Below are 24,232 nucleotides of genomic sequence, written 5' to 3'. Positions count from 1 at the left end.
GGCATGCGGATGTTCCTGGATATCCTCCTGATCGTCACCAGCCTGCTGCTGGTGCTGATGGTGCTGCTGCACCGTGCCAAGGGCGGAGGTCTGTCCAGCCTGTTCGGCGGTGGGACGCAGTCGGCGCTGTCCGGTTCGACCGTTGCGGAGAAGAACCTCAACCGCATCACCATCTTCACCGGGCTGATCTGGTTCATCGCGATTCTGGGGATCGGGCTGGAGATCAAGTTCGCCTGATCGTCAGTCGGTCCGGGGTATCCGTCCGTCGATATCGGTGAATCCGTACTCCTCGGCCAGATCGGCGACTTTCCAGGCCTTGCCCGCTCGCTTCTTACGTCCGGCGTCGGCGGCCAGCGCCACCACCGCGCGTCCCGCGAACCGGGGCGTTTCGGCCTCGTCCAGGTCGAAGCTGCCCTCACCGGGCAGGGTCACGACGCGTTTACCCGTGTCATCGGCGGGCACCAGTTGCAGTAGTTCGGTGGCCACCAGACCCGGCCAGATCGAGACGGCGGTGACCTCGGTATCGGCGAGGTCGCGGGCGAAATCGGCGGTCATCCGGTCCAAGGCCGTTTTCGCGACCCCGTAGACGGCGTTGTGCATCGCGCGCTGCGCGCCGGGCGAGGACACGTTCACGAGGAGACCGCCTGCTTTCAGCAGTAACGGTGCCGCGTACACAGCCGCGACGTAATGGGAACGCACCCCGATCCGGAACGTCTCGTCCCAGGCTTTCGGGGGGACATCCCAGAATTTGCGGCCCAGCCAGCGGGCGGCGGCGGGGGAGTTGTAGACGTTGTTGACCAGGACATCGAGCCTGTCCTGTTCGGTGCCGATGCGCTCGAAGAGGGCCGCTGTGGCCTCGTCGTCGCCGTGATCACAGACGACGGGTACGCCGGTGCCGCCCAGTTCGTTGATCTGCGCGGCCGTTTCGTGCACCGTGCCCGGAAGCTTGCCGGGCTGCTGCGATCGCCCGGTGACGTATACGGTCGCGCCGGCCGCGCCGAGTTCCAGCGCGATACCTTTGCCGATACCGCGACTCGCACCGGTGACCACTGCGATCCGGTTTTTCAGGGGATGTGGTGTTCCGCTCACAGTCCCGGGACGTTACCGTGAAACTGTAACGCGTTCTAGTATTCGGGAGGTTCCGTGGCGCCGATACACCGGTTCATCGATACCGGGGGTGTGCGGATGCACATCACTGAACAGGGGCAGGGCGATCCGGTGATCTTCTGTCACGGATTCCCGCATACCGGGTACGTCTGGCACCGGCAACTCGCCGCCGTGTCGGCGGCCGGATACCGCGCGATCGCTCCCGACCTGCGCGGCGCCGGGCGTACCGACGCCCCCGCGGCCGTCGAGGAGTACACCAACCGGGCCGTGATCGGTGATCTGCTGGCGTTGCTCGACGATATCGGCGCCGAACGAGCGGTGTTCGCGGGTGTCGACTTCGGCGCCGCCCTGCTGTGGGAACTCGGGATGCGGGCACCGGAACGGGTGCGCGGCCTGATCGTGCTGAACAATCCGTTCGCGCCGCGCTCGCCGAAACCACCCGGGTATTACTGGGCGAAAATGGCCGAACGGCACTTCCTGCATATGCAGTACTTCCAGGAGCCCGGCGTCGCCGACGCCCATCTCGCCGAGCAACCGCGAGAATTCCTGTCCCGGGTGTATTACGCGCTGAGCGGCGATTACCACTATCTCGATGTCTGGCAGAACCCGCCGGGGATGCGCTATATCGATGCGCTGCCGCAGGCCCCGCAATTACCGTGGCCGTGGCTTCCCGAAGCGGAATTCGACGTCCTGGCCACGGAATTCGAACGCACCGGTTTCACCGGCGGACTGAACTGGTACCGCGCCCTCGACCGCAACTGGGAGCTGACCGCCGAATACGCGCAGGCCGCCCCCGCCGCGCCGGTGTATTTCGTCTACGGGGAGAACGATCCGGATATGGAGGGTTTCAGCGGCCGCGATCCGCTCGACACCATGCGTGCGACGCTCCCGGACCTTCGGGCGGTCCGGCGCGTCCCCGGGGCCGGTCATCTGGTCCAGTTGGAAGCCACCGATGCGGTGAACACCTTCCTGCTCGACAGCCTCGGCGACCTGCCGTCCTGAGGTTCCGCCGGACCCGGTGCGAGCGGCGCATCCACGGCCGCCGGGAAACCGCTCGTCCGCACGCTGCGGGTGCTCCGTAACCTGGCCGGTATGACTGTCCGCGGTGTGCTGTTCGACTTCTCCGGTACCCTTTTCCGATTCGAGCCGGAACTGGACGGGCTGGCCGGGCACGACGGTGAAGCCCTCGACGGTGCAGCCCAGGCCGAGGTGGTGCGGCGGATGACTGCACCGGTCGGGCGGCCGGGCGGTCTGCCGGAGCGGCTGCGCGACGAATGGGGACGACGGGACCTGGACCCGCCGCTGCATCGCGAACTGTATCTGGCGGTGCTGCGGGGGTCCGGGGTCGGTAATCCGGAATATCTGTACGAACAACTGCTGTCGGCGGAGGCCTGGCGGCCGTACCCGGATACGGAGGCGGCCCTGACCGCGGTGGCGGCGGCCGGGATGCCGATCGCCGTGGTCAGCAATATCGCCTGGGATATCCGGCCGGTGTTCAAACGCGCCGGGGCGGCCGAACAGGTGACCGAATTCGTCCTGTCGTATGCCGAGGGGGCGGTGAAACCCGACCCGCGGCTCTTCGATATCGCCTGTCGCCGTATCGGTATCGCCCCCGGTGAGGTGCTGATGATCGGTGACAGCTACGAGGCGGACGGTGCCGCCGCCGAACTGGGCTGTGCGGTCACCCTGGTGGAACCCGGGCCGGTCGACCAGCGGCCGTGCGCACTGCTGGATGCGCTCGCCGAGTACGGGATCCGCTGACACACAGCGGATTCAGCCGGTCAGCGTGGCGGTCGCCGCAAGGGTGGTGTACGGCATGGTGAAACCGCCGCCGATCTCGTCGATGGCGGCGCCGACACTGTCGAGCACGATCGCCAACCGATCCGGTGCGAGCCGGGTGAGCGGGCCGGTGGTGGGCAGATGGTCGAGCCACTGGTCCCGGGTGTAGGACTGCTCCCAGTCGAAACGCCACTGCTCGGGTTCGTCGAATCGGCCCGCCCGGCGGATACCGTCGGCGGCCGCGGCGAACATCTCCCGGTAGGTTTCGAGCGCGGATTTCGCCTCGGCGGCGGCACGGGTGAAGGGGGAATCGGGCGCGACCTTCGCGAAGGCCGCGGCCAGTGCCCGGGTGACTTCGGCGGGGGCGTCGAAAGCATGCCCGAACACGGCTATCCGGCCGCCCGGGCGCAGGACCTGCGCGGCCTTCGCGGGTCCGGCGACCGGGGCGACCCAGTGCCAGGCCTGGCCGGCGACGACCGCATCGAAGGTGCGGCCGGCCGGATCCCAGGCTTCGAACGTGCAGGTTTCGACCTCGACCCCGGTGCCGCGGGCGAATTCGGCCATCCGATCGTCCGGGTCGATACCGAGCACCGCGCATCCGGCCTCCTGGAATTGCCGGGCTTCGATACCGGTACCGCAACCGATATCGAGAACATCGCGGCCGGGGCTCGTGGCGGTGATCCGGGTGATCAGCGCGTCGGGGTAGCGAGGACGGGCCCGGTCGTAGCGTTGTGGGTCGACGCCGAACGATTCGGCGACCGCACGGTGCCGGTGCGGCTCCGGCTGGGGAGGTGTAGCAGAGTCCCGCGGTAGAGTGGGCATGCGCCCACACTAGTGGGCGAGCGCCCACTAGGCAATCGGTGGGCCGGAAACAGTGAAGGGACGGGCCCGGTGCCGACCGGTGTGCATATCCGAGACGCGCGTCAGCAGTTGTTCGACGCGGCCGAACGAATCCTGCTGCGGGACGGGGCGGGCGCGCTGACCAGCCGCGCCGTCACCACCGAAGCCGGCGTGGCCAAAGGTGTTCTGCACCGGTATTTCGCCGATTTCGACGCGTTCCTCGCCGAACTGGTCGGAGACCGGCTGGCCCGGCTCGCGGACCAGGCGGTGACTCTGCGTGGGTCCGCCGGCACCGGGACCGTCACCGGCAATCTCACCGAGGCCCTGCTCGAGCTCTTCGACCCGGTAGCGGTGGCGATCGTCGCCCTGATCGTCGCCCGGGACGAATTGCGCGCGCGACTGCGCCGGAACCGGACCACCCCCGGTCTGCCCGTCCTCACCGAGGCCGGCACCATGATCGCCGACTACCTGGCCGAGGAATGCGCGCAGGGCCGGATCGCGGCCGATGCGGATACCGAGACGCTGGCGCTGTCGTTGATCGGTGCCGGACATCTGCTGTTCGCAGGCGCCCCGGCACGTCCGGACACCACGGCGGTCGGCCGGATCGTGGACACGGTCATGGCCGATGCCGTACAGCGGCGCCTCATCTGAGCTGATTCAGCGCACGGTTCGTCGGTCCCGGTGCGGGCGCTGTCCCGGTCGGTGCGGTCCGTCACACCGCAATCAAGGTTGCGTCAACGCCGGTTCGGTTTCCGGTCGAGCCGTCCGACACTCGCCTTCGTGACTGTTCTCTCGCCCCCTGCCGAACCTGTACCCGGTCCGCCGCCCCGGGCTGCCGCACGTGGTCTGACCGTGCCCACCGGCTTGGCGGGTCTTTCGCTCGACGCGATGGCGTCGGTGTCCTACGGTCCGGAAGCGATCGTCCTGGTGCTCGCCACGGCCGGAGCCGCGGGGCTCGGGATGACCCTGCCGGTCACCCTGGCCATCGCGGCGCTGCTCACGGTGCTGATCGCTTCCTACCGGCAGGTGATCAAGGCTTTCCCAGACGGTGGCGGTGCGTACGCGGTGGCGAAACGGTACTTCGGCGCCCGCACCGGACTGGTCGCGGCGGCTTCGCTCATCGTCGACTACGTCCTCAACGTCGCGGTCTCGGTCGCGGCCGGCGTAGCCGCCCTGACCTCGGCGTTTCCTGGGTTACACGGGGCGACGGCAGAGATCTGCGTCGCCGTCGCCGTCGGTATCACCGTGCTGAACCTGTTCGGGATCGTGCACAGCGCCCGGGCTTTCATGCTGCCCACCTTCGTGTTCGTGACCGGAATCTTCGCGGTGATCATCGGCGGTCTGCTGCGCGCGGAACCGGCCGTCGCCCCGGCGGCCGGGGTCGCGGTGGGGGATATGCAGACAGTGGGTGTCCTGTTGTTGCTGAAGGCTTTTTCCAGTGGATGCGCCGCGCTCACCGGTGTGGAGGCGATCGCGAACGCGGTGCCGAGCTTCGCGCAGCCGCGGATACGCCGCGCCCGACGCGCCGAGGTCGCGCTCGGTGTGCTCCTGGGCGCCATGCTGCTGGGCCTCGCCGTACTGATCGAGAAATTCGAGGTGGGTCCCACCGCGGACACCACGGTCCTCGCCCAGCTCACCGCAGCCTCGCTCGGCGACGGAACCGCCTACTACATCGTGCAATTCGCCACCATCGTGCTGCTCGCACTGGCCGCGAACACCTCCTACGGTGGTCTGCCCACACTGACCAGAATCCTCGCCGACGACAACTGCCTCCCGCACCGCTTCGCGGTCGCCTCACCCCGCCGGGTCTACCGGTACGGGGTGGTACTGCTCGGTTTGTGCGCCGTGATCCTGCTGATCGCTTCCGGCGGCGAGATGAACGCCCTGGTCCCATTGTTCGCGATCGGCGTTTTCGTCGGCTTCACCATCGCCCAGGCGGGGATGGTGCGCCACTGGTGGCAGCACCGCAGCGGTCGCTGGCGGGCCCGGCTCGCGCTCAACGGGTTCGGGGCGGTGCTCACCGCCGCGGCCGCCGTGGTCACCACGGCGATGAAGTTCACCGAGGGGGCGTGGCTGATCGTTCTGGTGCTGCCGTTGCTCGTCGTCGCCATGCAGCGGGTGCGCGCCGCCTACGGGCGGATCGGCGAATGCCGCGGCGCGAACACCGTGCCCGCGCTACCCCGGCCGGGTGAACCGGTGGTCGTCGTCCCGATCTCGGAAGTATCCGAACTCGGCCGCGAAGCCCTGTCCGCCGCATTGTCCCTCGGCGACGACGTGGTCGCGGTCCATGTCCGCCTGCCCGGTTCCGATCCCCGGCTGTTCAGCGAGAAATGGAACAGCTGGCATCCCGGCGTCCCGCTGGTGCTCCTCGACGACGCGACCGTCGGGCAACCCGTCGCCCGGTTCATCCGGGAAAACTTCGCCGAACGCACCACGATCGTCGTCATCGCCGAAATCGACCCGCCCACCGGCTGGAACCATATCCTGCCCAGCCATCGCAGCGAGGAGCTGGAACGACAGCTGCGCCGTATCCCCGGCACACTGGTCACCCGCCTCCACCTCCATACCGGCCCAGCAGCTCGCGGCGTCCGGGCCGGCGGACAGGCAGTATCTGAACCATGAACTTGCTCTGGGACCAGCACGCATGCCTGCCCCTACAGGTCGGAACGGATGTGGGCGTACTGTCCCGCTTCGGGCGTCCGGGACCGACGTTCGTCTCGGTCAACGCCGGGTACTCGCCGCACAGCTTCGCGGATTCGGTCGCGTTGCTGAACTACTACCGGACTGCCGCAGCCTGCCACCCGGAGCTGGCGGTGATCGCCGCCGTCGACGATATCGAGGCCGCCGGCGCGACGGGACGTATTGCCGTGGCGTTCGATCTCGAGGACTCCAACCCTCTCGACGGCGACCTGGCCAACGTGCACGCCTTCGCCGACCTGGGTGTCCGCACACTGGTGCCTGCCTACAACCATGCGAACCGGGCAGGCTGTGGTTGCCTGGATACCGAGGACACCGGGTTGACCGGGTGGGGTCGCGCGCTGGTACAGGAGATGAACGCCGCCGGGATGGTGCCCGACGGGTCGCATTGCAGCGAACGCACCGGGCTGGATATGTGCGAAGTCTCCACTTTGCCCGTGGTGTACAGCCATTCGTGCATGCGTTCGGTATGGGATCACCCACGAAACGTCACCGACGACCAAGCGCGGGCCTGTGCGGAGACCGGGGGCGTCGTGGGGATCACCGGCGTCGGTATTTTCCTGGGACCCAATACTCCGACTCCAGAGGCCATGATCAGACATCTCGAATATGCCGTCGAACTGGTGGGAATCGACCATGTCGGCGTGAGTACCGATCACTCGTTCGATGCCGAGGACTTCGTGGCCGAAGTCGCCGCGAACCCTGACCTGTTCGACGAGTCGTATACGCGTTGGGGTCCCATTTGCTGGATGCCGCCGGAAACATTCGTCGCCCTGGGCGGCCATCTCCGCGCGCGGGGATGGCCCGATAGCGATATCGGCGCGGTGCTCGGCCGGAATTTCGAGCGAGTCGCGCGGGCGACCTGGCGAGATCGGGACCGGGTGGCCACGGTGGGTAGCTGAATGGCTGCGATAAGCAGGGAGGGCTCGGGCGCCGGTCCGGGACGTGCGACTATTCGGGCGTGACCGATTTCGCGACGCCGCAGGACCTTGCCCGCCGTACGTCCGCCGCTGTCGATGCGGCGGTCGGCGCTGCCCGCGATCTGGGGCTGCTGGTGACAGATGCTGCTGTGCTGCACGATGTGTTCTCGGTGGTGGTACATCTCGAGCCCGCGCCCCTGGTGGCGCGGATTCCCACTGTGTTGTCGCCGGCCCAGCTCGCATCGCTGGGCAGGCGTCAGCAGGCGGAACTGGAGGTGACGACCTGGCTAGCCGGGCAGGGGGTTCCGGTGATCGCCCCGAGTCCGGCCGTGCCGCGGGAACCTGTCCGGCGCGACGGATTCTCGATGACTTTCTGGCAGTACGTAGAAGAAGACCGGGGCGCACCGCCCGACTATGCGGCGAACTGCGATCTCGTCGCCGATCTGCATGCCGCGCTCCGGGCGTACCCGGGGTCACTGCCGTTCCTGTCCGCGGCGGAACCGGATTTCGTCACCGAAAGTCTCACGGTACTCGGCGAATACCCGGATCTGCTCGACGCCGCCGATCTGGATCGGGCTCGCCGCGAGTGGCATGTTCTCGCCCCGCTCGTCCGGTCCCGGCAGGGTTTCGAGGAGTACTTCCCCGGGATCGGCCTGCAACCCGTGCACGGGGACTCGCCGCCGGCCAACATCTTCTCCGGTGTGAACGGACACCTGTTCGCCGACTTCGAACTCGTCACGCTGGGCCCGGTCGAATGGGACCTGGCCGGTCTCGGGCCCGAGCTCGAGGCCGCCTACGACAGCGGTGCGCGGCGTAACGGCATCCGCTCGTTGGACGCCGGTGTTCTGCGTTTCGTGAACGCGGTGGGCATGCTGCGGGTGGTCGCCTGCCTGGCCCTCGTACCGCAGCAGCCGGTCCTGCACGACTATCTGACGCCCGCCCTCGCACAGTGGCGTGAGTCGCCGTTCGCCGGTGGAATCGCCGGATAGCCCGGCCCGGCGCACAGCAGACTCCCAGCCGATTCGCAGCCGGTGGTGAGTTTGCGAGCCCTATCCGGTTCTAGCGTGTGAAGTGCTCGTCTGTCGTTCCCGGCGGGCCGAGGGGTGCGAAGGAGACTGCGGATGAACGACGAGGTCGAGGTGAGCCGGCGCCGGGTGAGCCGGCGGCGGGCGCTCGCCCTGGGTGGGACCCTCAGCGTGGGGGCGTTGCTGGCCGCCGCGTGCGGCGACGACCGGACGGGTGGCGGTTCCGCATCGCCGACCACGGCGGCGCCCGGCGATGCGGTCCAGAATTTGCTCGCCACGGCGCTGACGTGCGTGATGACGTCGGCGGCGATCGTCGGACCGTACTGGTTCGACGTCGACGATATTCGCGACGATATCCGCGAGGACCGACCCGGTACACGGCTGAACCTGGCACTGCGGGTCCACGATGTCTCGCAATGTTCCGCCGGCGGCGCGGCGAAACCGGTGCCGAACGCGGTGGTCGAACTCTGGCACTGTGACGCCGGCGGTGTCTACTCCGGTTTCGAACAGGGCTCCCTGGCGGCTGGTTCCGGGCCGGGCGGTGCACCGCCGCCGGGTGGTCCACCGGAAGGCGGGCCGAGGGGCGAGCTGCCGGAGGGCGGGCCGGGAGGCGGGCCACCGCCGGGTATGCCGCCGGGCGCGGGCAGTGATGTGGAAGGGACCGGTTCGGGTGGTTCCTCCGACGGCTCCTACAGCTCCGGCGATGCGGAATCGGCGACCACCGACGACGGCACCTACCTGCGCGGTGCCCAGCCCACCGACGCCGCCGGTATCGCGTATTTCACCACGATCTTCCCGGGCTGGTACACCGGCCGGACCACACATATCCATGTGAAGGTGCATATGGACAAGAAGACGGTGCTGACCACCCAGCTCTACTTCGACGACGACACCAAGAAAGCGGTGTACGCGACCGCGCCGTACACCGATCACGCGGGCTGGCAGGACAACACTCAGAACTCGGACGATTTCATCTTCGACGAGTCCGGAATGTTCGCCATTGCGCGGCAGGGCGACGGGTATCTGGCGGCGATCAACCTCGGCATCGATATCTGACGCCGGCGCTGCCGGGCGGGCCGGGATTCACGCGGGCCGGGGAGGGCCCGTGCCGGCGAGCAACCGGCGGGCGGCGGCTTCGATATCGGATTCGCTCAGCAAGACCGACGCGGCGGCCGGCCCGAGGGGAACGAAGCTGTCCGCGCTGGTCACCCGGGCCTGGGCCCCGGTGAACCCCCCGTCCACCAATGCCGCGCACACCGATTCGCTGATACCGCCACTGCGCCGGGTCTCGTCGGCGACGAGAACGCGACCGGTCGCTTCGGCATGCCGCAGCAGATCCTCGTAGGGGAGCGGTGACAGCCAGCGGAGGTCGAGGACACGGCCGGTGATTCCGTCCTGCGACAGCCGGCGGGCGACCCGCAGGCTCATGGGGACGGAATTGGCGAAAGCAACGATCGTCAGATCGGTCCCTTCGCCGTACACGCGGGCCCGCCCGATCGGCACATGGGCGCCGGTGACAGGTGCCGCCCATCGGTCGTCACCCGCTTCATACAGATCGCGGGTGTGATAGAGCGCGATGGGTTCGAGCAGTACACAGACCCGCCCGTCCACCCGTGCCGCCGAAACACAGGTGCGGAGTACGGCCGCCGCATCGTCGGGACGAGACGGCGACGCCACCACGAGTCCGGGGATATCGCGTAGCGCGGCCACAGAGTTGTCGTTGTGGAAATGCCCGCCGAAACCGCGCTGGTAGCCGTAGCCGGCGATCCGCACCACCATCGGATTGCGGTAACGGCCGGCCGAGAAGAACGACAGGGTGGCCGCCTCGCCCCGCAACTGGTCCAGGGCGTTGTGCACGTAGGCGAGGTATTGGATTTCCGGGACCGGGACGAATCCGGCGAGTCCGGCGCCGAGCGCGGTACCGAGAATGCTCTGCTCGTCGAGCAAGGTATCGAACACGCGGCGCGCGCCGAATTTCTTACGGAGTCCTTTGGTTACTCCGTAGACACCGCCCTTGCGCGCGACGTCCTCGCCGAAAACCAGGACATCGCGATCGCGGGCGAGCAATTCGGCAAGGGTCTGGTTGAGTGCCTGGGCCAGCGTCACCGGGTTCGTCGGTGGTGCCTCCGGTCCATCGGGGCCGGATTGATCCGTGGCAGATGGCGGGGGCTCGTGGTGAGCGCCGTCCGCGTGCCTGTCGTGCCCGGGTGCCGGACACCGCTCGTACCGGGAGTTCGAATCCCGGACCTGTCCCGTCGGCTGATCGTGGTGAATCGGCGGCGGACCCGGCCCGTGGGTGTCGTCGACGGGTATCTCTTCGCCGTTCCTGGCGCCGGGTATCTCGGTGGCCGCAGACGTGTCGTTTCCCGGGGCAGCGGAGACAGCGTCGCGACTGCCGGTTTCGTGCGGTGCGCCCGGGTGCTGTGGCGCCCGTATCGGCGGATCGGAACGCAGGACGTCGGTGCGCACCACGTCCGGGCGGGACGGCGCCAACGGTGCGATCACCCGGTCCGCCGAGCCGAGTTTCGGTTCCCGGCACACGTCTTCGGCCGTGGCGGCCACCTGTGCCGCCAAGCGGTCGTAGTGATCGAGGATCTCCCGCGGAGTCCGGATTCCCGCAGTGATCAGTAGTCGAGCGGTGGCGGTGACCGGGTCGCGGGCCAGATCGGCGGCGATCGCGGCGCTGTCGCGGTAGGCGGATTCCACATCGGACCCGGCATGCCCGAACAACCGCACCGTACGCAGGCGCAGGAACGCCGGCCGCCGCTGTGCGCGCACCCATTCCACGGCAGCGGACGCGGTGGTGACGGCGTCGAGCAGATCGCATCCATCCGCACCGAAATAGCGCAGCCCCGGCCGGTGACCGTAGGCCTGCTCGATCCACTCCGGCGGCGTGGGGACGCTGATCCCGATCCCGTTGTCCTCGCAGACGAACAACACCGGAACCGGCACACCGAGATGAGCCGTATGCACTGCGGCATTGACCGCTCCGGTGGCGGTCGAATGATTGGCCGAGGCATCGCCGAAACCGCACAGCACCACCGCATCCCGTGGCCAAGGGCAGTCGAGGGCGAGCCGGGCGGCGCGGTCGATCGCGAACGCGAGCCCCACCGCGCGCGGTAGCTGGGAGGCGATCGTCGAGGTCTGCGGGATGATATGGGCCGCCGCGCTGCCGAACACCTTGTGCCGGCCGCCGGAAATGGGATCCGCGGCAGCGGCGACCACCCCGAGCAGCAGATCCCGTACCGGGTCCCCACCGCCTGCCCGGCGCACCCGCTCGACGAACAGTGCACCGGAACGGTAATGCGGCAGGAGTGGATCGGTGACCCGGCTCGCAGCGGCCAACGCGACATTGCCCTCATGCCCCGACGATCCGATGCTGTAGAACCCTTGCCCGCTCGCCCCCAGCCGCCGGGCCGCCAGATCGGCCTGCCTGCTCAGCACCTGCGCGGTGAAAAACTCGAGGCAGCGGGCACCGGTGATCCCGGGCGCGAGTTCATGGTCGGGTGAAGTCGCTGCCGGACCCAGCCCCGCGATCTCCGCGCGGAACCGCTGTTCGGCCTCGTCGATATTCACCGGACGCTCACCGTTACGAGCCTAATTCGCGGACCGGAAGCTCGGGGTTGTCCGGACACGGCAAGTCGCGGCGCGCTTGCAGAACACTCTGTCGCGTTCTCTCTTTCGCCGCGGGTTTCCGAACAGATCCGCAACGGCTTCCAGACCGAACCGCCACGCAAGCCGGCCTTCGATAGCGTCATCGACGTCGGGTACCTCGATGGCATGCGCGGGCCGCGGCGGCCAGGAGCCGGTAGGCGCCGACTCCCATGTTCGCCTCCAGTTGCTGTGGAGGCCGACGCTTGAGCAAGCGGAGGGCGTTCCGTGTGGGCACCCTCCGGTCGGGGGGTCGCCGATATCGAGAGGCCGCAGCGGCAGCGCTCGGACGGAGCAGGTTCAAGGACCGGGCCGGCCCTGCCCGGCAGTCGGCAGGAACGGCGCCGGCGCGTGCGGAACTGAACCCTCGCCCTCCTGGCGCCCGGCGACCACACCTATCTGACGTGGTGGAGTTCGCTCGCACCGTGTCCGTATGTGCGGCGGCGGCCATGACCAGCCGGTGCGGTCGGGTGAAATTACTATCCGCGGCACCGATGCGGCCCGGCGCCCTCCACCCATGTCGGGGCATCACCGGGACTTCGCACTTACTCGGCTAGGGCGCGAGTCCGACGACGGTTTCCAGGTCTTCGAGGCCGGTCAAGTGCGCGGTGAGTTCGCTGCGTTCGGTTTCGGTAAGGGGGACGGCGCGGGCGCGAGTGAGGGCATCGACTGCTGCGGTGGTGTCGTCGACGCGGATGGCGAGTTCAGCGCGGTAAGCCAACGCCTCGACCAGTTCGGCGGCCGGAGCGCACTCTTGCTCCCGGGCCAGCGTGGCGTCGAGGATCTTCGCCGCCTGCTCATTGTCGCCCTTGGAGTCGCCGAGTACAACGGCGTTCGCCAGCGCCCTGGCCAGCTTGCCGCCTGCCGGCGCACCGGTGTTGCCGGTGCCCGGGGACGGGAAGAACCGGATCCAGTTCCCGCCGGGGTCGATGACCGTGAACCCGGAGTGGTTGCCGGCATTCTTGCGTTTCCGCGGGCGGGTCATCCGCGGGATCCCGGAGACCAGGAGCTTGCCGTGAACTGCGCGCATGCCCGCGGCGAACGCCTCGAAGAGCTGCTGGGTGTCGGGCACGATGACCACACAACTGCCGTAGGAGTCTTCCGGTCTGAAGTCCGGCATGCCGAAGAACTGCAGCTGGATGTCTTCTCGCCGCAGGCCCACGCACGGGTTCGGGCGGACCTGGTAGTAGGTCCGGGTGAAGCCGAGCATGGTGTAGAACTCGACGATCTCGTCGATGGATCCGCACGGAAGCAGCGGGACGGTTATCTCGTGGGCCATGACATTGCTCCGTCTCGAAAAGGAAGGTTTCGCCGATGCTCCCGGCCGCTATTCGGCCGGCTGTGCGGGGCGGCGGGTGGGGGAGCCGGGCTCGCCGGCCATGCTGAATGCGCCCTCTTCCAGGCGCTGGATCAGCCGCCGGGTCCACTGGGCGCCGGTATCGGCGGTCGCCAGCCACAGCGATATGACCTCACCCACCGGGCCCCAGGCGTCCAGCTCCGTGTCCGCGGGCAGGTGTGCGGTGATGCTGGTGCGCCAGTCGCGCATCGCGTCGGCTCGGGTGCGCAGGACCTGTAGGGCCTGCTCTCGGGGCAGGTCCTCGATCAGGCCCACCGCAGCACACAGGACGTCCAGCCGCGGCTCGCGGTCGGCCAAGGCCCGGCGCAGGAGGCTGAGGTACTCCTGCTCACCTTTGTCCGTCAGCTCGTATTCGATCCTCGGCGGTCCCCCGGCGGCCGAGGGATCCGCATCGGACGTCGCCGCCAGCAGGCCTTGTCCAGCCATGCTCTTGAGCGCGTGATACACCGAACCCGATGTGGCGGTGGACCACTCGTGTGCACCCCAGGCCTCCAGGTCTGCGCGGATCTGATAGCCGTGCGCGCGACCGCGCCTGCGCAATGCGCCCAGGACCAGGAGTCGTACCGGCTTCATCGCACCCCTTCCGCCGGGATGGCCAAATTTGGCTACTAGGGGAACCGTAGTTCACTTCGGCCGCATTAGCCAAATTTGGTTACGCCGCCGCTGCGGCCACTGCACGCCTGCGGTGCAGCTGTGACCCGCGAGTAGTGAGGTGGGAGTGGCCGATTCATTACGCGGATCCTCGGCGGATTGCGCCAGGCCCGCGCGGAGGGGTAACACCGCCGCACCCCGACGGGCGGTTCAGCGGATCGCGGTAGCTGCGTCCTTGTCGAGGATCCAGGTGGTGGATTCGGTGCCGTGAGCGCCCGCGGCGGGTATGTCGAGCGGATCGGCGCCGTTCAGCGCGGCCGCGACGGGGTCGGCCTTGTTCGCGCCCGACACCACCAGGACCACGTGCCGTGACCGCCGGATCGCCGGATAGGTCAGGGTGACCCGGACCGGGGGTGGTTTGGGGGAGTCGGTGACCGCGACGGCCGGTTCGCGGTCTTCGCGGATCGTATCGGTATGCCCGGGGAACAACGAGTTGATATGCCCGTCCGGGCCCATCCCGAGCAGATGCAGGTCGAAACCGCCGGAGGCGGCGAGGTGGGCGCGGACCGCGGTGGCGTATTCGGCGGCTGCTTCGACCGGGTCCGGGTATTCGCCGTCGGAGGTGGCCACGGTGTGGACTCGGGCGGGGTCCACGGGGACGTGGTCGAGCAGTGCCCGGTGGGCCTGTAGTTCGTTACGTTCGGGGTCGCCCGCGGGGACGAAACGTTCGTCGCCCCAGAAGATATCGAGTTTCGACCAGTCCAGTTCGCCCGGTTGTGCGCGAACCTTCTCGAGCAGGGTGATACCGGTACCGCCGCCGGTCAGCACCACCGATGCGGTGCCGCGTTCGGCCTGCGCCGCCACCAGTACCTCGACGAAACGCCGGGCGGCTGCGGTGGTCAGGGCGTCGCTGTCGGGATGTACATCCACGGTGGCGGCAGGGGCGGCGTCACGGCTGGTGGTCATAGGTCACCCTTTCGATTCCGGCGAGGGCTTCGGCGTAGATTTCGTCGGCGTCCAGACGGCGCAGTTCCTCGGCCAGGCAGTCGCGGGTCTCGCGGCGTGCCAGCGCGATCCGCTGTTCGGGTTCGCCGGTGCGGGTGAGTGTCGCGGTGACCCCGGTCTGCGGGCGGGCGATGGCGATCGACACCGTCGGGCGATGGAGTTCGACCACCAGATCGCCGGTTTTCCGATACACCGGACAGTCGAGTCGCCGGGCGAGCCAGCCCGCGAGCATATCCAGCGCAGGTTCTTCACGCAGCCCGGAGACCGTCACCGATTGCACCGGTTCGTGCGGGGCCTCGTCCATCGCGGCCGCCAGCAGGGCCCGCCAGTAGGTGATCCGGCTCCACGCGAGATCGGAATCGCCGGGGGCGTAAGAGCCGTGGCGCTTCTTGATGGTGGCCTGCGGGTCGTGCGCGAAGGTGGCGTCGGTGATCCGGCGCGCAGCCAGCCGGCCCACCGAATCCTTCGACGGGAATTCCGGTGCGCCCCGCGGCCACCAGGCCACCACGGGGGTGTCGGGCAGCAGGAACGGGATCACCACGCTGCTTTCGTGGTTCACCAGCTGTCCCTGCAAGCGCAGCACGATCACCTCCGCGGCGCCGGCATCGCCGCCGACCCGGATCTGTGCGTCCAGCCGGGTTTCGGCCGAGCGGTCCCCGCGGGCGAGGACGACCACCCGGCAGGGGTGTTCACGGCTGGCGTCGTTGGCGGCGTCGATGGCGCCCTCGGCTTCGGAACTGTCCAGCGTGCACACGACCAGGGTCAGCACCCGGCCCATGGTGATGACGCCGTTGCTCTCACGCAGCTGGACCAGGCGTTTGGTGACGGCGCCGGTGGTGGTGTCGGGGATATCGATGATCACGGCCGCCGCCATTCCCGGCCCGTGCGGGCCAGCATCTCGGCGGCGGAATCCGGGCCCCAGGTCCCGGCCTCGTACTGTTCGGGTTTGCCGTCGGCTGCCCAATGGGCGAGCACGGGATCGAGGATGCGCCAGGACAATTCGACCTCCGCATTGACCGGGAAAAGGGAGGGTTCACCGAGCAGGACGTCGAGGATGAGACGTTCGTAGGCCTCCGGGGAGGATTCGGTGAACGCTTCCCCGTAGCTGAAATCCATGTTCACATCGCGTACTTCCATGGACGATCCGGGTACCTTCGAACCGAAGCGCATGGTGATGCCCTCGTCCGGCTGGACGCGGATGACAAGTGCGTTCTCGCCGAGTTCCTCGGTCATCGTCTGGTCGAACGGCAGATGCGGGGCGCGTTTGAACACCACCGCTATCTCGGTGACCCGCCGGCCCAGGCGTTTACCGGTCCGCAGGTAGAACGGAACCCCCGCCCAGCGCCGGGTATCGACCTCGAGGGTCAGCGCGGCATAGGTTTCGGTGCGCGACTGCGGATCGAAACCTTCCTCGTCCAGCAACCCCACCACTTCCTGCCCGCCCTGCCAGCCGGCCGCGTACTGGCCGCGGGCGGTCGTCTCGTCGAGCGGTTCCACGAGTTTCGTGGCGGAAAGGACCTTGATCTTCTCCATCTGCAGCTGCCGGGGTTCGAAGCTGATCGGCTCCTCCATGGCGGTGAGCGCGAGCAGTTGCAGCAGATGGTTCTGGATCACATCGCGGGCGGCGCCGATGCCGTCGTAGTAGCCGGCGCGGCCGCCGAGGCCGATATCTTCGGCCATGGTGATCTGCACGTGGTCGACATAGTTGGCGTTCCAGATCGGATCGAACAACTGGTTCGCGAAACGCAACGCCAGGATGTTCTGCACCGTCTCCTTACCGAGATAGTGGTCGATCCGGAAGACGGTTTCTTCGGGGAACACCCGGTTCACCAGGGCGTTGAGTTCGCGGGCGCTGTCGAGATCGTGCCCGAACGGTTTCTCGATCACCACCCGCCGCCACGGTGCCGGACCCTGCTCGGCGTGCCGGCTGGTGAGCCGATGCCGGTGCAGCTGGTCGAGCACGACCGGGAACGAATCGGGCGGAATCGAGAGGTAGAAGGCGTGATTGCCGCCGGTACCCCGTTCGGCATCGAGCCGGGCCAGGGTATCGGCGAGCGTCGCGAAGGCTGCGTCGTCTTCGAAGGTGCCCTGCACGAAGCGGAACCCTTCCGCCAGATGATCCCAGACCTCCTGGCGGAACGGAGTCCGTGAATGCGCGCGTACCGCGTCGTGCACGATATCGCCGAAATCCCGGTCCGACATCTCGCGGCGTGCAAAACCGACCAGCGCGAAACCCGGGGGCAGCAGCCCCCGGTTCGCCAGGTCGTAGATGGCCGGCATGAGTTTGCGCCGGGAGAGATCTCCGGTGACGCCGAAGATCACCATGCTGCACGGGCCCGCGATCCGCGGTATCCGTTTGTCCCGGCTGTCCCGCAGCGGATTACGCCACGGGGTGCCGGATGCCGTCACTGTGCTCTCCGGAGCGCCGGCCATCGGGGTCAGTTACCTCCTGCGGCAGCCAATTCGGCGGTGGTGGCGTCCAGCAGTTCCTGCCAGGACTTCTCGAATTTGTCCACGCCCTCGCGTTCGAGGACCGCGAACACATCGTCGAGATCGATACCCACCTCGCGGAGCTGCTCGAACACCCCGGCAGCCTCGTCGGCCGTCCCGGAGACGGTGTCGCCGCGGACCCGACCGTGATCGGCGACGGCCTCGAGCGTTTTCTCCGGCAGCGTGTTCACCGTGTTCGTGGCGACCAGTTCGGTGACGTACATGGTGTCGGGGTACTCGGGGTTCTTCACCCCGGTCGACGCCCACAGCGGCCGCTGCCGGTTCGCGCCGGCGGAGGCCAGATGGTTGTAGGTCGAGGCGTGGTCACCAGCGGAACCGAACACATCCAGGTATTCGGCGTAGGCGAGCCGAGCGTTGGCCACGCCCGCCTTACCGCGCAGCGCCAGGGCCTCGGGTGTACCGATCGCCTCGAGCCGCTTATCGATCTCGCTATCCACCCGGGAGACGAAGAACGAAGCCACCGAATGGATCTTGGCCAGATCGTGGCCGGCGACCCGGGCCTTACGCAGCCCGTCCAGATAGGCGCCCATCACCGAGCGGTACCGCTGCACCGAGAAGATCAGGGTCACGTTGACGCTGATGCCCTCCTCGATGACCGCGGTGATGGCCGGCAGGCCGGCCTCGGTGGCCGGGATCTTGATGAACAGGTTCGGCCGGTCGACGATCTTCCACAGTTCGACGGCCTGGGCCACCGTTTTGTCGGCGTCGAAGGCCAGCCGCGGATCGACCTCGAGGGAGACCCGCCCGTCCACGCCACCGGTCTGTTCGAAAACCGGGGCCAGCACATCGCAGGCCGCGCGGACATCGTCGGTGGTGATGGTGCGGACAGCGGCGTCGGTATCGGCGCCCCGGGCGGCCAGCGCCCGGACCTGCTCGTCGTAGGCGTGTCCCTTACTGAGGGCACCCTGGAAGATGGTCGGGTTGGTGGTGACCCCGACGACCCCGCGGGTGGCGATCAGTTCGGCGAGGTTGCCGGAGTTGATCCGATCGCGTGACAGATCGTCCAGCCACACCGACACTCCGGCCGCGGCCAGGGCGGCGACGTTCTCGTTCTGTGCCATGAACCCTTATCCCTTCACATTGTCGAGCGTGCGCTGCGCAGCGGCCACGACAGCCTCCGGCGTGAAGCCGAACTCGCGGAACAAGGTCTTGTAATCGGCCGAGGCGCCGAAATGCTCGATCGACACGATCTCGCCCGCATCGCCGGTGAACCGGTGCCACGGCATCGCGATACCGGCTTCGACCGCGACCCGGGCGGCCACTGCCGGGGGCAGCACCTCGTCGCGATAGGCCTTGTCCTGCGCGTCGAACCATTCCACACACGGCATCGAGACCACCCGGGTGCCGATGCCCTGCTCCTCCAGGGTAGTGCGCGCGGCCACGGCGAGCTGGAGCTCGGAGCCCGTGCCGATCAGAATCACCTGCGGAACGCCGGTGGAGGCCTCCGCGAGGATGTAACCGCCCTTGGACACGCCGTCGAGGCTGGTGCCCTCGAGCACCGGCAGATCCTGGCGGGTCAGTGCCAGCGCGGCCGGGCCGCCGGTGCCCACGGCATCGCTGGAGACGAACGGCGAATTGTGCTTACCGCTGTGCTTCTCGATGACCGCGCGCCAGGCGTAGGCAGTTTCGTTGGCGTCACCGGGGCGCACCACCGACAGGCCGGGGATGGCGCGCAGCGCGGCCAGATGCTCGATCGGCTGGTGGGTGGGGCCGTCCTCGCCGAGGCCGATGGAATCGTGGGTCCAGACGTAGGTCACCGGCACCCGCATGAGCGCGGCCAGGCGCACCGCCGGGCGCATGTAGTCGCTGAACACCAGGAAGGTGCCGCCGTAGGGGCGGGTGGGCCCGTGCAGGGCGATACCGTTGAGGATCGACCCCATCGCGTGCTCGCGGACACCGAAGTGCAGGGTGCGACCGTACGGGCTCGCCTTCCACATTCCGGTGGAGATGGATTCGGGACCGAAGCTCATCGATTCCGGAATGGTGGTGTTGTTGGATTCGGCGAGGTCGGCCGAACCGCCCCACAACTCCGGCAGTACCGGGCCGACGGCGGCCAGCACCTTGGCCGAGGCCTTCCGGGTGGCCAGGCCCTTGGCGTCCGGCTCCCAGGTGGGCAGGCCGTCGGTCCAGCCGTCCGGCAGCTGACCGTTGAACAGCCGGTCGAACAGCGCCTTGCCCTGCGGCACCCGCTGGGCCCAGGCGTCGAATTCGACGGTCCAGTCGGCATGCGCTTTCGCGCCGCGTTCGGCGGCCTTGCGGGTATGCGTGATGACATCGTCGTCGACCTGGAAGGTCTGCTCGGGATCGAAGCCCAGAGCACGCTTGGCGGCGGCCACCTCGTCGGCGCCCAGCGCCGCACCGTGCGCCGCGCCGGTGTTCATCTTGTTCGGCGCGGGATAACCGATGATGGTGCGCAGCAGGATCAGCGACGGCTTACCGGTCTCGGCCTTCGCCGCGGCCAGCGCCGCTTCGATCGCGACGACATCCTCGCCGCCCTCGACCACCTCGACATGCCAGCCGTACGCCGCGTAGCGGGCCGCCACATCCTCGGTGAAGGCGATGGTGGTGTCGTCCTCGATGGAGATCTTGTTGTCGTCGTAGATCACTACCAGGTTCCCCAGCTGCTGGGTGCCCGCGATCGAGGAGGCCTCGGAAGTGACGCCCTCCTCCATATCGCCGTCGGAAGCGATCACGTAGATGTGATGGTCGAACGGGCTCGCGCCGGTCGCGGCCTCCGGATCGAACAGGCCGCGCTCACGGCGGGCCGCCATCGCCATACCCACCGCCGACGCCAGCCCCTGGCCCAGCGGACCGGTGGTGATCTCGACGCCCTTGGTGTGCCGGTATTCCGGATGTCCCGGTGTCAGCGAACCCCATTTGCGCAGATTCTTCAGGTCGTCGAGTTCCAGCCCGAAACCCGCCAGGTACAGCTGAATGTAGAGGGTGAGGCTGGAATGGCCGCAGGACAGCACGAACCGGTCGCGCCCGACCCATTCCGGGTCGGCGGGGTCGTGCCGCATGGTGCGCTGGAACAGCGTGTACGCCAGCGGCGCCAGGCTCATCGCGGTGCCCGGATGCCCGTTGCCCGCGGTCTGTACGGCGTCGGCGGCCAGGACACGGACCGTATCGACGGCCTTGGTGTCCAGATCGGTCCAGTCGTCCGGCAGGTTCGGCTGGGTGAGGGCGCGGATGTCGTCTGTCACTGACACGACCGTGTTTCTCCTGACATTTTCGAGGCGTCGAAAAGGGGGCGGGCAGGGGCGGCGAACCGGTACGGCGCGGTGACGGCGGCGCCGCATACACCCCATACCCTAGATGCGTCCGGCCGCCCCTGCGCACGGCCCCCGGCGAAGAAGGACCCGCCGGTCCCGCCGGGTACCCGCGGGGCGTAGCCCGGGAATGTGGGCGGGGTCGCAGGGGCCGCGCGGCAAGGCGTCGCGGTCCGGGGTCTACCATCGTGTGTAGTAGTAGCCGCGTCGCAGCCGCGCGCTGCTCGCCCGCGAACCGGATGCGATGCGCAGCGGCCTCCGGCTCCGCTCCGGCCGGTGTGGCTGCGAGCGAGGTGGATCCGGCTGCGCCCGTTCGACAGTGTGCGAGGAGAGACAGTGCGGATCGGTCATGACCCGGGGGTCGGCGGCGCCCACGATTCCGCCCCGGCACCTGCGGACCGCGTCCTCGGCAGTGCGAAACTCGCCCGGATAGCCCGTCGCCCGCTGGCGTATATCGCGCTCACCAAACCGCGCGTGATCGAGCTGCTGCTGGTGGCGACCATTCCCACCATGCTGCTGGCCGACCGCGGACACGTCGATATCCGGCTCATCCTGGCCACCCTGTTCGGCGGCTGGATGGGCGCGGCGAGCGCGAACACGCTGAACTGCGTGGCCGACGCCGATATCGACAAGGTGATGAAGCGGACCGCCAAACGCCCGCTGGCCCGCGATGCCGTTCCCACCTCGCATGCCTTCGTTTTCGGTGTCGCCCTGGGAATCGGTTCCTTCGCGTGGCTGTGGTGGCAGGCGAATCTGCTCAGCGGCGCGCTCGTGGTCGCCACGATCCTCTTCTACGTTTTCGTCTACACCCTGGGTTTGAAACGGCGCACCGCGCAGAACGTCGTCTGGGGCGGCGCCGCCGGCTGTATGCCCGCGCTCGTCGGCTGGTCCGCGGTGACCGGCACCATCGGCTGGCCCGCACTGGCCCTGTTCGGCGTGATCTTCTTCTGGACACCGCCGCATACCTGGGCGCTGGCCATGCGCTACAAGGAGGACTACCGGGCCGCCGGCGTGCCGATGCTGCCCGTGGTGGCCACCGAGCAGGCCGTGACCAAGCAGATCGTCATCTACACCTGGCTCACCGTCCTCACCACCCTGGCACTGGTCCCGGCGACCGGAGTGATCTACGCGGCGGTGGCATTGGTTGCCGGGGCCTGGTTCCTGCTCATGGCGCACCAGCTGTATTCGGGTGTCCGCCGCGGCGAATCGGTGAAACCGCTGCGCCTGTTCCTGCAGTCCAACAATTACCTGGCCGTGGTGTTCTGCGGCCTGGCCGTCGATTCGGTCCTCGGCTGGACCACCCTCGGCGAGGTCTTCTTCGGCTGACCCTACGGGGCGGGCGCGGTGCCGAGATACCCGTCCGGCCGCACCAGGATCCGCGTTCCGTCGACGGCGTCGTAGGCGGCGTATGCGTGACCGTCCACATCGATCAGCTCGTCGGCACCGGCCGGTACGCCGGGACGGACCACGGTGTACCGGCGGGTTCCGGGCCCGGCGGGCGGGTATCCGGCGGATCCGAAACACAGCAGGGTCGCATGCGGACCGCGGAACAGGTCGAACAGGCGCACCGCCTGTCCGGCGGCGTTCTTCAGCGGGGCATCGGGCGCACGGTCACCGGGCGCGATCCGGCGGGGATCGGCGGGGTCGCGATAGGTGATGCCGAGTTGGTCGGTGTCCGCGCCGCGTTTCATCGCGTCCTCCGCGCCGTCGATCAGTTTGCCGAGCAATTCGGTGCTGATCCCGAGAACCCGGGCCGCCACGGCCCGCCGTTCCGGTTCGTAGGTGTCCAGCAGCGTCTCCTCGCCGTCCAGCGCGGCGCCGAGCTTCCAGCCCAGGTTGTAGGCGTCCTGGATACCGGTGTTCATCCCCTGGCCGCCGGTCGGTGGGTGGACCTGGGCGGCGTCACCGATCAGGAATACCCGTCCCACCCGGAACCGTTCGGCCAGCCGGATATTGGGCCGCCACACGGTGGCCCAGGTGAGGTCGGTCAGGGTAATGCGTTGCTCGCCGGTCAAACGGTCCAGCCGGCGCTGCAAACTCTCCAGGGTGGGCTCCGTATCTCCCGGCAGCGGCGCCGCGAACTGGAAGTGTGCACCACCCGGCAACGGTGAGAGGCCGATCCCGTCCATAGGGCTATCGGCCGTGGCGAACCAGTGGCCGAAGTCGTGGTCGAGCGCATCGGCGCGGATATCGCCGAGCAGCATCCGGATCGATTCGTCGGTGGTGCCGGTGAAGGCGATACCGAGCGACCTGCGCACTGTGCTGCTCCCGCCGTCGGCGCCGACCAGATACGACGTTTCTACGATTTCGGTACCGTGCGCCGTCGACAGTCGTGCGGTGACACCGGAGGAGTCGTGGTCGAACGACTCCAGTGCGGTGCCCAGCTCGACCCGGACCCCCAATCCGGCCAATCGCTCGCGCAGGATCGCCTCGGTCTGCGCCTGGCCGAGGAACCACCCGTTGGGGTAGGGCGTGGCCGGGCTCGGCTCGACGATCTCGCTCATCCGGTGTTCCCCGGCGGGCCGCCCGTCGAGGTAGGCCCGGAATGCCGGGGGTGGGGCTCCGGCGGAATGGACGGCGTCGAGGACTCCGAGGTCGTCGAACACTTCGAGAGTGCGGGGCTGGATCCCGTCGCCGCGAGAGCCGACCGGAAACTCGGCGGCCAGGTCGACGATGCGTACCGGGACGTTCCGGCGGGCGAGGTCGATGGCGAGGGTGAGGCCGGCCGGGCCGGCGCCGGCGATGAGGACAGAAGGCGACATGGAGACTCCTGACGAGCATTGGATGAATTCAGATTCAGTGAATATGAATTCATTATTCGGGTTGGTAGGTTGCCGTGTCAAGGAGGTGCGGTGGTGGGAACGAGCCGGCGGGAACGCGCGGAGGAAACCGAACAGGCGCTCAAGACCGCTGCGCGGCAGGTCTTCGCCGAGCGCGGCTATCTGAACACCAAGATCACCGATATCACCGCCGCCGCCGGACGGTCGGCGGGGTCGTTCTACAACCATTTCTCCGATAAGGAACAGCTGCTCCGGGCGTTACTGGCCGATCTGGGCGAAGCCGGTGACGAACAAGCCCTGCAACCCGGCCACAGCCCGGATTTCAGCGACCCGGAAGCCGTGCGTTATCACCTCGCCGGGTACTGGCGCTTCGCCCGGGAGCATGCCGTCGTGATGCGGTCGGTGAACCAGGCGGCCCTGGTGAACGAGGAATTCGGCCGCGAGATGGCGCAATTCGGTGCCGAGCAGCGGCTCGATATCGCCGACCACCTCGACGGTCTGGTGGCGAAGGGGATGCGGTTGCCCAGCACCCCCGATGCCAGCCTGGCGATGTTCTTCCTGCTCGCCCAGGCGCTGTTCGCCGCGGTCGAGGAGGGGTCGGTGGAATTGTCCGACGCCGAAGCTGTGGAGGGCCTGACCCGTTTCGTCTACCGAGGGCTGACCGGGCGCGACTACTGACACCGCGCCGGGCGCGACTGTC

21 protein-coding genes are annotated in these 24,232 nt (G+C 68.2%); 10 read left to right on the top strand and 11 right to left on the bottom strand.

From position 1 onward, the window contains the following. The first annotated feature begins 3 nt into the window (after positions 1-3). The gene (gene secG, locus ACFWPH_RS02520) at positions 4-237 is read left to right on the top strand and encodes a preprotein translocase subunit SecG (RefSeq protein WP_280417538.1); all 234 of its coding nucleotides are present in this window, start codon (positions 4-6) and stop codon (positions 235-237) included. A gap of 3 nt (positions 238-240) precedes the next feature. On the opposite strand, the gene ACFWPH_RS02515 is transcribed toward secG, so the two are convergent. Continuing rightward, the gene (locus ACFWPH_RS02515; protein ID WP_378747687.1) at positions 241-1,089 is read right to left on the bottom strand and encodes an SDR family NAD(P)-dependent oxidoreductase; all 849 of its coding nucleotides are present in this window, start codon (positions 1,087-1,089) and stop codon (positions 241-243) included. Between the two features lie 96 nt (positions 1,090-1,185). Here ACFWPH_RS02515 and ACFWPH_RS02510 point away from each other — a divergent pair, with 96 nt between their 5' ends. Together ACFWPH_RS02510 and ACFWPH_RS02505 are read left to right on the top strand one after the other, a co-directional pair. Further along, positions 1,186-2,109: an alpha/beta fold hydrolase gene (locus tag ACFWPH_RS02510; RefSeq protein WP_378747686.1), complete on the top strand. Its 924-nt coding sequence runs from the start codon at positions 1,186-1,188 to the stop codon at positions 2,107-2,109. Positions 2,110-2,199: 90 nt separating this feature from the next. Beyond that, positions 2,200-2,868, top strand: a complete 669-nt coding sequence (locus ACFWPH_RS02505) for an HAD family hydrolase (protein WP_378747685.1) — start codon at positions 2,200-2,202, stop codon at positions 2,866-2,868. Between the two features lie 12 nt (positions 2,869-2,880). On the opposite strand, the gene ACFWPH_RS02500 is transcribed toward ACFWPH_RS02505, so the two are convergent. Then, a complete protein-coding gene (locus ACFWPH_RS02500; RefSeq protein WP_378747684.1) occupies positions 2,881-3,708 on the bottom strand; it encodes a class I SAM-dependent methyltransferase in 828 nt (275 codons plus the stop codon). Positions 3,709-3,777: 69 nt separating this feature from the next. On the opposite strand from ACFWPH_RS02500, the gene ACFWPH_RS02495 reads away from it, so the two are divergent. The 5 genes from ACFWPH_RS02495 to ACFWPH_RS02475 all read left to right on the top strand — a co-directional run bounded on the left by ACFWPH_RS02495 (position 3,778) and on the right by ACFWPH_RS02475 (position 9,424). Next, the gene (locus ACFWPH_RS02495; protein WP_378747682.1) at positions 3,778-4,377 is read left to right on the top strand and encodes a TetR/AcrR family transcriptional regulator; all 600 of its coding nucleotides are present in this window, start codon (positions 3,778-3,780) and stop codon (positions 4,375-4,377) included. Between the two features lie 237 nt (positions 4,378-4,614). Beyond that, on the top strand, positions 4,615-6,348 hold the full coding sequence (locus ACFWPH_RS02490) for an APC family permease (protein ID WP_378748219.1): 1,734 nt from the start codon (positions 4,615-4,617) through the stop codon (positions 6,346-6,348). After that, complete coding sequence (locus tag ACFWPH_RS02485) at positions 6,345-7,325, top strand: dipeptidase (protein ID WP_378747680.1); 981 nt, start codon at positions 6,345-6,347, stop codon at positions 7,323-7,325. The genes ACFWPH_RS02490 and ACFWPH_RS02485 overlap by 4 nt, the downstream gene beginning before the upstream one ends. Before the next feature lie 59 nt (positions 7,326-7,384). Then, complete coding sequence (locus ACFWPH_RS02480; RefSeq protein WP_378747679.1) at positions 7,385-8,332, top strand: phosphotransferase; 948 nt, start codon at positions 7,385-7,387, stop codon at positions 8,330-8,332. A 132-nt stretch (positions 8,333-8,464) separates the two neighbouring features. Beyond that, positions 8,465-9,424, top strand: a complete 960-nt coding sequence (locus ACFWPH_RS02475) for a protocatechuate dioxygenase (RefSeq protein ID WP_378747678.1) — start codon at positions 8,465-8,467, stop codon at positions 9,422-9,424. Positions 9,425-9,451: 27 nt separating this feature from the next. Here ACFWPH_RS02475 and ACFWPH_RS02470 read toward each other — a convergent pair whose 3' ends face one another. From ACFWPH_RS02470 to tkt, 8 genes are all read right to left on the bottom strand, one after another. Further along, positions 9,452-11,944, bottom strand: a complete 2,493-nt coding sequence (locus ACFWPH_RS02470) for a thiamine pyrophosphate-dependent enzyme (protein WP_378747677.1) — start codon at positions 11,942-11,944, stop codon at positions 9,452-9,454. A 628-nt stretch (positions 11,945-12,572) separates the two neighbouring features. Next, positions 12,573-13,298 carry a VOC family protein gene (locus ACFWPH_RS02465; RefSeq protein WP_378747675.1) on the bottom strand — a complete coding sequence of 242 codons (726 nt, stop codon included), beginning with the start codon at positions 13,296-13,298 and terminating at the stop codon, positions 12,573-12,575. Positions 13,299-13,346: 48 nt separating this feature from the next. Beyond that, positions 13,347-13,949 carry a PadR family transcriptional regulator gene (locus tag ACFWPH_RS02460; protein WP_378747674.1) on the bottom strand — a complete coding sequence of 201 codons (603 nt, stop codon included), beginning with the start codon at positions 13,947-13,949 and terminating at the stop codon, positions 13,347-13,349. A gap of 228 nt (positions 13,950-14,177) precedes the next feature. Beyond that, on the bottom strand, positions 14,178-14,933 hold the full coding sequence (pgl, locus tag ACFWPH_RS02455) for a 6-phosphogluconolactonase (RefSeq protein ID WP_378747673.1): 756 nt from the start codon (positions 14,931-14,933) through the stop codon (positions 14,178-14,180). Next, positions 14,917-15,834 (bottom strand): glucose-6-phosphate dehydrogenase assembly protein OpcA, encoded by a 918-nt coding sequence (gene opcA, locus ACFWPH_RS02450; protein WP_378747671.1) that lies wholly within the window; start codon positions 15,832-15,834, stop codon positions 14,917-14,919. Before opcA ends, pgl begins: the two co-directional genes overlap by 17 nt. Next, positions 15,831-17,405: a glucose-6-phosphate dehydrogenase gene (zwf, locus tag ACFWPH_RS02445; protein WP_378747670.1), complete on the bottom strand. Its 1,575-nt coding sequence runs from the start codon at positions 17,403-17,405 to the stop codon at positions 15,831-15,833. The genes opcA and zwf overlap by 4 nt, the downstream gene beginning before the upstream one ends. 5 nt (positions 17,406-17,410) lie before the next feature. Further along, positions 17,411-18,544: a transaldolase gene (gene tal, locus ACFWPH_RS02440; protein ID WP_378747668.1), complete on the bottom strand. Its 1,134-nt coding sequence runs from the start codon at positions 18,542-18,544 to the stop codon at positions 17,411-17,413. Between the two features lie 6 nt (positions 18,545-18,550). Beyond that, on the bottom strand, positions 18,551-20,692 hold the full coding sequence (gene tkt / locus ACFWPH_RS02435; RefSeq protein WP_378747667.1) for a transketolase: 2,142 nt from the start codon (positions 20,690-20,692) through the stop codon (positions 18,551-18,553). 489 nt (positions 20,693-21,181) lie between these two features. Between tkt and ACFWPH_RS02430 the strand changes: the two genes are divergently transcribed. Then, positions 21,182-22,078, top strand: a complete 897-nt coding sequence (locus tag ACFWPH_RS02430) for a heme o synthase (RefSeq protein WP_378748217.1) — start codon at positions 21,182-21,184, stop codon at positions 22,076-22,078. 2 nt (positions 22,079-22,080) lie between these two features. Here ACFWPH_RS02430 and ACFWPH_RS02425 read toward each other — a convergent pair whose 3' ends face one another. Next, positions 22,081-23,514, bottom strand: a complete 1,434-nt coding sequence (locus ACFWPH_RS02425; protein ID WP_378747665.1) for an FAD-dependent monooxygenase — start codon at positions 23,512-23,514, stop codon at positions 22,081-22,083. Positions 23,515-23,604: 90 nt separating this feature from the next. On the opposite strand from ACFWPH_RS02425, the gene ACFWPH_RS02420 reads away from it, so the two are divergent. Then, positions 23,605-24,210 carry a TetR/AcrR family transcriptional regulator gene (locus ACFWPH_RS02420; RefSeq protein WP_378747664.1) on the top strand — a complete coding sequence of 202 codons (606 nt, stop codon included), beginning with the start codon at positions 23,605-23,607 and terminating at the stop codon, positions 24,208-24,210. Positions 24,211-24,232 lie beyond the last annotated feature (22 nt).

This window comes from Nocardia sp. NPDC058499 (genome assembly GCF_042719915.1).
Classification (GTDB): domain Bacteria; phylum Actinomycetota; class Actinomycetes; order Mycobacteriales; family Mycobacteriaceae; genus Nocardia.
Note: the sequence above shows the minus strand (reverse complement) of the source record. Positions and strands in the feature narration are given on the sequence as shown.